At 63.2% G+C, this 7,458-nt stretch carries 11 protein-coding genes; 4 read left to right on the top strand and 7 right to left on the bottom strand.

All coding sequences use genetic code 11. From position 1 onward, the window contains the following. Window positions 1–86: 86 nt before the first annotated feature. Window positions 87–1,061 carry a DUF2336 domain-containing protein gene (locus tag MTR72_RS21250; protein WP_280964960.1) on the bottom strand — a complete coding sequence of 325 codons (975 nt, stop codon included), beginning with the start codon at window positions 1,059–1,061 and terminating at the stop codon, window positions 87–89. A gap of 252 nt (window positions 1,062–1,313) precedes the next feature. Between MTR72_RS21250 and MTR72_RS21245 the strand changes: the two genes are divergently transcribed. Continuing rightward, window positions 1,314–1,502: a hypothetical protein gene (locus tag MTR72_RS21245; protein ID WP_280964959.1), complete on the top strand. Its 189-nt coding sequence runs from the start codon at window positions 1,314–1,316 to the stop codon at window positions 1,500–1,502. 16 nt (window positions 1,503–1,518) lie between these two features. Further along, a complete protein-coding gene (locus MTR72_RS21240) occupies window positions 1,519–2,280 on the top strand; it encodes a hypothetical protein (RefSeq protein ID WP_280964958.1) in 762 nt (253 codons plus the stop codon). Here the strand turns inward: MTR72_RS21240 and MTR72_RS21235 are convergent. Then, a complete protein-coding gene (locus MTR72_RS21235) occupies window positions 2,264–3,139 on the bottom strand; it encodes a LysR family transcriptional regulator (RefSeq protein WP_280964957.1) in 876 nt (291 codons plus the stop codon). The two genes, MTR72_RS21240 and MTR72_RS21235, sit on opposite strands and share 17 nt — an antisense overlap. Window positions 3,140–3,234: 95 nt before the next feature. On the opposite strand from MTR72_RS21235, the gene MTR72_RS21230 reads away from it, so the two are divergent. After that, window positions 3,235–4,062: an MBL fold metallo-hydrolase gene (locus tag MTR72_RS21230; RefSeq protein ID WP_341510893.1), complete on the top strand. Its 828-nt coding sequence runs from the start codon at window positions 3,235–3,237 to the stop codon at window positions 4,060–4,062. Between the two features lie 916 nt (window positions 4,063–4,978). Here the strand turns inward: MTR72_RS21230 and MTR72_RS40495 are convergent. From MTR72_RS40495 to MTR72_RS21220, 3 genes are all read right to left on the bottom strand, one after another. Next, the gene (locus MTR72_RS40495) at window positions 4,979–5,290 is read right to left on the bottom strand and encodes a DUF7662 domain-containing protein (protein WP_445819612.1); all 312 of its coding nucleotides are present in this window, start codon (window positions 5,288–5,290) and stop codon (window positions 4,979–4,981) included. A gap of 99 nt (window positions 5,291–5,389) precedes the next feature. After that, a complete protein-coding gene (locus tag MTR72_RS21225; protein ID WP_341510892.1) occupies window positions 5,390–5,722 on the bottom strand; it encodes a hypothetical protein in 333 nt (110 codons plus the stop codon). Between the two features lie 89 nt (window positions 5,723–5,811). Beyond that, window positions 5,812–5,934, bottom strand: coding sequence for a hypothetical protein (locus tag MTR72_RS21220; protein ID WP_280964955.1), 123 nt, complete (start codon window positions 5,932–5,934; stop codon window positions 5,812–5,814). Between the two features lie 50 nt (window positions 5,935–5,984). Here MTR72_RS21220 and MTR72_RS21215 point away from each other — a divergent pair, with 50 nt between their 5' ends. After that, entirely contained in the window at window positions 5,985–6,344 is a 360-nt protein-coding gene (locus tag MTR72_RS21215) for a hypothetical protein (RefSeq protein WP_280964954.1), read from the top strand. Here the strand turns inward: MTR72_RS21215 and MTR72_RS21210 are convergent. Then, window positions 6,296–6,880, bottom strand: a complete 585-nt coding sequence (locus MTR72_RS21210) for a DUF1254 domain-containing protein (protein WP_341510891.1) — start codon at window positions 6,878–6,880, stop codon at window positions 6,296–6,298. The genes MTR72_RS21215 and MTR72_RS21210 overlap by 49 nt on opposite strands. Then, a complete protein-coding gene (locus tag MTR72_RS21205) occupies window positions 6,877–7,455 on the bottom strand; it encodes a DUF1214 domain-containing protein (protein ID WP_280964952.1) in 579 nt (192 codons plus the stop codon). Before MTR72_RS21205 ends, MTR72_RS21210 begins: the two co-directional genes overlap by 4 nt. Window positions 7,456–7,458: the final 3 nt, after the last annotated feature.

The raw sequence follows: 7,458 nt of genomic DNA, 5'->3' as shown, positions 1-7,458 counted from the left end.
TCTCCCCTGACCTGTCTCGGCCTCAAAAGCCAGTAGCGCAACAGGCCCTGCTGGGGAGAGGTGACTCACGAGCGGCAGGCTATGCTCTAGCGATCCGAGCCACCCGTGCCGGTTCGCGTCGCGGGGATCGCGCCGGGCTGCATAGTGGGCCGCGGCTGGTTAGCGATTGCACGCGCGCGCTGGCGCTCGCCCTCGTACAGCGAGGACTGGTACTTGGCGCGCGTGACTGCGAGCGTCGAGCCGCGCCAGGCAGCTAGCATCACCAGCGCAGAGCGGTCGCTCAGACGGTCGTAAAGCCGCGACAGCCGGTACACCGTGTTCACCGACGTGCCGATCTCCGGCTTGAAGAACAGCAGGATGCGCTGGAAGTTGGGGCTCGGCATGTCGAGCGCACGTGCGGCGACCGCCAGCGCTTCGCCGCCGGGATCGTCGACGATCTCCGCCGCGACGCGCGAGGGCAGGATCAGGCTGTCGCCGAGCTCGAGGGTGAAGTTCTCGACGTCGTTGGCGATGGCCGCCATCTCCAGGATCTGGATCGCGCGCTTGGCCCGCACGGTCGGAATGCGCGGCGCGGCCTTGAGCGGTGTCTGCGCCAGGTTTTGCAGGATCAGGGCGCGCTCGGATTCGTCGGCGCGAAAGAACATGTCGTGGATATCGGCGGCGTCCGTTGGCTGCATCGCCATGTTCGAGGCCATGCGCAGTTCCGCATCGGTCGGCGTGCGCGCGGGCATGGGAGCCGGCGGCGGCGTGGGGATTTCCCGCGCGAGCGGAATCCGGCGGCCCTCCTGCGCGGCCATCAGCCCGAGCTTCTGCATGATCGGTGCGGGCGTTGCCGGGTAGATCGCAAGCCGCGCCTTGACGGCGGCGCGCGTCGCATCGTCGACCTGATCGATCAGGCGCGTGGCGAGTTCGACGAACTGCCGCTGTTCGTCGTCACTGTGGCTGCTCGCCTGGACATAGAGGTCCGTCAGCACGCGCAGCAGCGTCGGGCGGATATCGACGCCTTCGCGACGGGAGAGGGTCATCAGCCCGTCGAATCCGGGAAACAGCGACTTGGTCATTGAGGCGTACGCAACTTGGAAAGGTCCTTGGACGAGCCTATCGCGGGTTCGTTTAAAGGCTCGTTAAGGAAAACGAGACGTGAAACGCGACGCGCATTTCAGGGTGTTGTCGTGCCGCAACGGGACTGCGCGGCGCGGTCCGTGTGGTTACGGTCCGAACGCCATGTTTACACCTCGTTAACCATGTGCTGATCTTAATGAACCCATGTTGCGGCACCGCCTTCGGTCGCGCGGCAATTGAAGAGAGCTGACATGGGGACCATCATCGAATTTCCGGCCGGTCGCCGGCTCGCCTCGTCGGGGGAAATGGCACCGCGCACGGAAATGGGGACGGTCCTGATCCTTCCCGTGATCCGCATCGAGCGCGAGGCGGATGAGACCAGCGGCGGTCGTGGGCCGGAACAGGGCACAGCGCCAGGGCGCCGTCGTCGCCGTCGCTAGATCCGGCTCTCGTGCAATGCCGGAAACAATCCGCCAGATCCGGTCTCTCTCATCGGCCGTGCTGCTCGCGCTTATCGGTGCAGCGCTTGCGGGCTGCAGCGGCGGCGATTTCGGCCGCACCCGTGCCGACATGCGCAGCGACGACATGCATCGCTGGCTCGGCGCTGAAGTCACCTCGAGCGTCGGCGTGCGCCCCTCGGACTTCCAGCTTACCGAGGAAGAACGCCAACTCCGTGATCTCGCCTATCCCCTGATCGAGCCGCCGCTGTCGCGCCCGGCCTGGAAGAGCGTGTTCGGTGATTACCAGGCGTTGCCGTCGCCCTGGCGGCAGAAGGTCGTGTTCGACCGCACCATGTATGGACGCACCCTGATCGACGAGCCGCATCGCACGCACACCTCGCGCTATGCTCAGCTCATCGAGGACGTGCGCAACGACATCACCCGCTTCGAGCCGTTCTTTGCCAGTGCGATCCGCGTCATCGATCTCGATCGCAAGCGCAATGCCAGCATGGCGCGCGTCTCCGAATTGTCGCCGAAGGAGAGGGCCGATGCGGTCGGGCGCATGCAGGAGAACTCGCTGATCGTCCAGTGGGTGCAGCAGTGCCTCGAGCAGCGCGTCTCGTCCTATCGCTGGGCGCTCGAGCGGCTGGTGATCCACGCGCCCGACGGCATGGCGGCCGATGCCGACCGCCTGATCGGCGAGCTCGCAGCCCAAACCGCCAATCCGCCGGTCGCGGCGCAGCCGTCTTACGGACGTTCGGTTAGCGTGCGCGGCTAGGAGTCTTGCGCGCGCTCGTTTGGCGCGCGATCCGCTTCGACCGAGGCCGTTGCTTGCCAAGCTTCGCGACAAAATCCTTCAGCGCATCCGCCAGCGGCACTGATGCGCGATAGGCGAGCCCGACCTCCCGCCGCACCTTCACCTCGATCTCGCGCACTGCGACGTCCGGATTGCCGCGCGCCACGCCTTCGGGGACGATGGCGATGCCGACGCCGGCCGCGACCAGCGCCATGGCCCAATCCTCGGATTGCGCGATCGCGGCAGGCGGGCGCCGCTGCGCGGTGCGTCCGAAGAATTCGCCTCTCTCGCAGTGGCAGCGATCGATCAGGGGAACATCGGCGAGGTCGGCCGCGCGGAGCCTGTCCTTGAGCGTCAGCGGGTGTGACGGCGGCAGCGCTGCGACGTAGTGTTCGCTCCAGAGCGTGACGAATTGCTCGTCTGCGCGGAGCATGTTCTTCGAAATGATCCGCGCATCGGCGTACTCGTCGCTACCGACGAGGCGGAGCGAAACGTCCGGATGGGCCGTCAGTGGCTTCAACAGGGCGATGGCCCGCGGCGCGTCGAGCGTGCGCATCAGGCCGAGAGTTACCGTGGTCTTCGCGCTCGGCTTCCTGAACAGGCTGCGTGCGGCGTCGGCCTCGTCGATGATGCGGCGCGCGTGGGCGTGAAACTGCTCTGCCGAGGCGGTGGGCGCGACGCCCTTCTTGTGCCGGATGAAGAGAGTCGTCCCGAGCTCGGCCTCCAGATTGGTGATCGCGGTGGAGATCGACGGCTGTGACACGAAGCATGCGCGCGCCGCCGCGGTCAGATTGCGCGCGCGGTAGACAGCGGCGAAGTAGCGAAGTTCGCGGATATCCATAGGGAAGTCCTATAGATGTTATCAATATTTGATATTTTACCTATGGTTCGGGCGATGACAAGAACGCTTTGCTCACAACCGGCAAAGGGTTCTCGATGAAAGTCCATCATCTCAACACTGGCACCATGTGCCCGATGGAGCAGCGTCTGGTGAACGGCACCGGAAGCCTGTTCCAGCGCGCACGCATGGTCTGCCACTGCCTGCTGATCGAAACCGATATTGGATTAGTCCTGGTCGACACCGGCATCGGGCTCGGCGATATCGCGGCGCCGGGGCGGCTGGGACGGCGATGGCTGCGGCAGACCGCGCCAAAACTCGATCCATCCGAGACCGCAGTCGAGCAGGTGAGGGCGCTCGGCTATTCGCCCAATGATGTGCGTCACGTGTTGCTGACGCATCTCGATCGCGATCATGCCGGCGGCGTTCCCGACTTTCCCCATGCCGCGATTCACGTTCACCGCGCCGAATACGACATGGCGGTGCTGCGAAAGCCGCCGCCACCAGAGGGGCGATATGTCACCGAGCAGTGGCAGCACAGACCAAGCTGGAAGTTCTACGATGAAGCCGGCGAAGACTGGTTCGGCTTCAAGGGCGTCCGCGCGCTGAGCGATCGCGAGGCGGACGTCCTGATCATCCCGCTCGCCGGTCACACGCTCGGTCATTGCGGCATCGCGGTGCGCATCAGCGACAAATGGCTGCTACATGCCGGCGACAGCTATTTCTTTCACGGTCAGCTCGAGGCATCGGCTCGCATGCCGCTGGTGCTCGGCTATTTCCAGCGCCGGGTCGACATGGATCGCAACGCGCGGATCGCGAACCAGGCGCGGCTGCGTGCGCTCAAGCTGAAACACGGCGATCGCGTGACGGTCTTCAACAGCCATGATCCCGTCGACTACGAGAACTGCCGGTGCGGCGCGCACTAGGGACTGATGAGATTGCGATCGCTCCGGCGCCTCGGAGATCGCGGGAGGCCATGCTAGACTTGGTCTGCGGCTGATTCCTTAAACCTTACCCCATTCGGCCGCGATTTCTTGGAATGCGGCGGCCTCGCTTCTTTCTGCCCGGAAAGAGGCGGGGCCGTTTCCTTGGGGCTATGCCGAGCTACAGCACCGGTCGAACGTTGACGGGCCTGGCGGGCAGGGCAATAAAGAAGCGCTGCCGGGCTCGAAATACACGTCCCGGCAGCGCTCTATTGTCCAACTGAGCACTGAAATCCCAGTTGGTCCTAAATCTGCAATGATCATGCCAAGGAATTGTGACAGTTCACGGCTGCTGGCTCATCGTTGATGTTACTTTGGCGGTTTAGCAACAGCAGATCGCTTGGACGATGATCTGCGCAAGGCGATTGCTTCGACCCTCTTCAGCGTCCGTGCGAACTCGGCTCGAAGATGTCTTTCGTGCGCCCGATCTTGCGGCGCTGACAGAAGTGCGATCTTCACCAGGAAACGGTTCAATAGCGTCGTAACGAGACGCTTGTCGGAGTTCTGCGAACGCAAGGCCGTGAGCTGCCGACGCATTTCGATCAGATCGAGGTGCTCGTTGTCCGACGGCATTTTCAAAACTGAGCCAATAAAAGCGGTTGCAACCAACGAAGCCGCCGCACCGAGTATATTGGCGCGACGACTTCGTGATGGTGGGCTCGGACCAGGACAATTGTCCGACGGCAGCGATGTTAGCTGGCGATTGAGCCCCCGCAATCAAACTCACGAATTAAGCTTGATGTCGCGGCAATTCGTTAATTCGGGAACCGCTTCAGGAGGCTGGTGGCGCCGGGCCAGGCGGGTGGCCGGAGTCTTTCCTGCTTCGGACCAGCGATATCGAAAGCGATCAGGACGCGCTTCACCCGCCCGACTGCTCGTTCGGTGCGCGCGCCAATGGATGCTTCGGACTGTGATCGCTCACGTACCTGCGTTCAAATTCGACGGTGCGAAGCTTGAGCGAAACTCTTGCGCGGAATCCTGCCAGGAGCCACGCCCTCGACTGCGTGTGGCCGGCCGTCCGAGAGGTCTCGTTGCCCCACCATGCCGAGAACCTGTAGGCGGAGGCGGGCAGAGACCGGCCCAGGAGGGCTTCGATCTCAGCAAAGGTAAGTCGGACGGTCCGATCTTGGACTCTGGCCAGTCTTTGCTGCAATGGATCGTAAATCGACACGGATGCGCCCCCGCCCGCTTCGCTACTTGGCCGTCTCGCGCAACTCGCCGCTCACCGCCGGCGTGAACGCATGACAGGTGCAGTGATCTGGGCTCGCGACTATCGGGACGGCAATCTGCCGTCCGGATCGTTAGGCCGGTCGATCGCAGCATTCATGATGGCTGTTTTGATGTCGGCCGCCAAGTCACGGTAGTGACCTCCCACGCGCAGAAACAGCTCACGTTTTTTATGGTCCGTGGCCAGTTTGGCAATGAGTTCGCATTCACCAGCGAGTTCTTCGAACCGCACCAATTTCCCTTCAAGATCAATCATCATTCCCCCCTCACCAAGTTCGGACCGGGAAACGCAAAAATCAATTCGGTACTTAATCAGGGTATCAAATCGCAACGGCAGGACGGGCGCAAGAGAAATGGGAGCGGGTAGGGTGATCATGCTGCCGATCGCAGCGCAATTTCAAATAGTAAAGATTGTCGCCCGCTCGGAATCTCGACCGAGTAACCCCTTGGTCACTCTCACAGGTCTCAGAGGTTGCTCACCACGATCAGTTCTCCGCGCTTGCGGATCATTCTTGCCTGCACTTTGCTGATAGGCGGGGCGATGAGCAGCCATCCGGTGAGGAAAAGCTCGATACCGGCCGCGACCATGATTTGCTGACTTGGACACATCATGACCTCTGAGATTGGATATTCGCGCTATGCCCGATCCGCCACTGAACATGAGCGACGATATTATCGATATGATCGTTTTGGAATGCGGGGTCCTGGCAGCCCAAGACTCTCCTCATGAGCTTCTGGGGACGGTAACCCTCGTCACTCAGAAAGGTCATTATGATTTCCTCATTGACGAGGAAGCCGCCAATCAGCTTGCCGGCAGCTCAAGGAGTTGCTGCGCGAAGGGGGCCCAAACCAGTCAAAACTCAAATGAGCAGAATAAGTCGGCTCTCTGCCCCTCTACTTTGCATGGGGTTGTTTTGCGGATTTTTAGTGAGCTTGCGAAACAGGCGGCTCAGCGGCGACCGCGCGGCGTCTCGGCCTTCGCGGGCGGCTCGGTCTGAACCGCGCAGGTTGCGGCGGCGAGCGAAGCCTGTGCCTGCTGCATCAGGCCGGGCTCTGCGGCGAGCGCCTTCATCACGATCAGACCGGTCGCACTGGGCGAGTCGATGATCAGGCGGTCGGCGGACGTGATCTCTTCGTCCTCGGGCAGCTCGTTGTGCTGTGCTTCCGTCATCAAGTCGAGCTCGATCACCTTCTTGCCCGCCGAACGGTCGTTGATCGCGTAATAGGCGATCTCGTTGCGGGTGTAGAACGACACCGAGGTGTAGGCTTGGCTCACCGGCACCGCGAGCTTGAGCGGCCCGCCCGACAGATCGTAGCGGCAGATCGCCTGCGCAAAGGCCGGATCCATGAACGGCATCGGCGAGGTGTTGGGGTCCGCGAGGGGAAGCTGCGTGACGGCATTGAGCTTGGTCATCGGCGTCAGCCGCGAATAGGCGTCCTGGGTCGCGATTCGCGGCAGCGCCAGCACGCTGACCAGATGGACCACGAGGCCCAGGAGGATACCGGCGACAATGGTGAACAGCAGACGGATCATGAGCAGCCCACCGTCGTGATCGTGGGCATCGGCGCATCGCGCTGGGTGCGCGTCGCAACACCCACCGGCGTGTCGTAGAGGCGAAGCATCAGCGCGTAGCGCTCGATGCCGCCGGTCGGCAGCCAGTTGCCCGCGCGCGAGCGCGAGGCGATGTGGATTTCGAACGAGCCGTCGGACCCGCGGACGATCTCCTGGCTGGTGAAGCCGTAGCGCTGCAGCGAGTTGGCGACGAGGTGGCCCTTGCGGTCGTAAAGCGTCAGTGTCCAGAACCGCGCCGGCGGCGTCACGCCGGAAACGACGACATCGCAGCGGCCGTCGAGCGCCTTGTTCTTGTCGTCGGCGGTCGCCGTGAACGCCACGCCGTCACCGGTGCCGATCGGCAGCTCGCCGTTGCGCACGATGGTGGCGCGCGAATAGGGATCGACGTCGGCGGTGCCGGTTCTGGGGCGCGCAGTCCAGGCGCCGATGGTCAGTGCGCCGATATCGGTGCCCCGCGTCGTGGTCATCCACGTCGCCCCGACGCCGACGACGGTCGCGAGCAGAAGCGCCGTCAATGTGATCAGGATCAGCCGCACGGT

Origin of the sequence: Bradyrhizobium sp. ISRA442, from assembly GCF_038085055.1 — a bacterium.
GTDB lineage: Bacteria > Pseudomonadota > Alphaproteobacteria > Rhizobiales > Xanthobacteraceae > Bradyrhizobium.
Note: the sequence above shows the minus strand (reverse complement) of the source record. Positions and strands in the feature narration are given on the sequence as shown.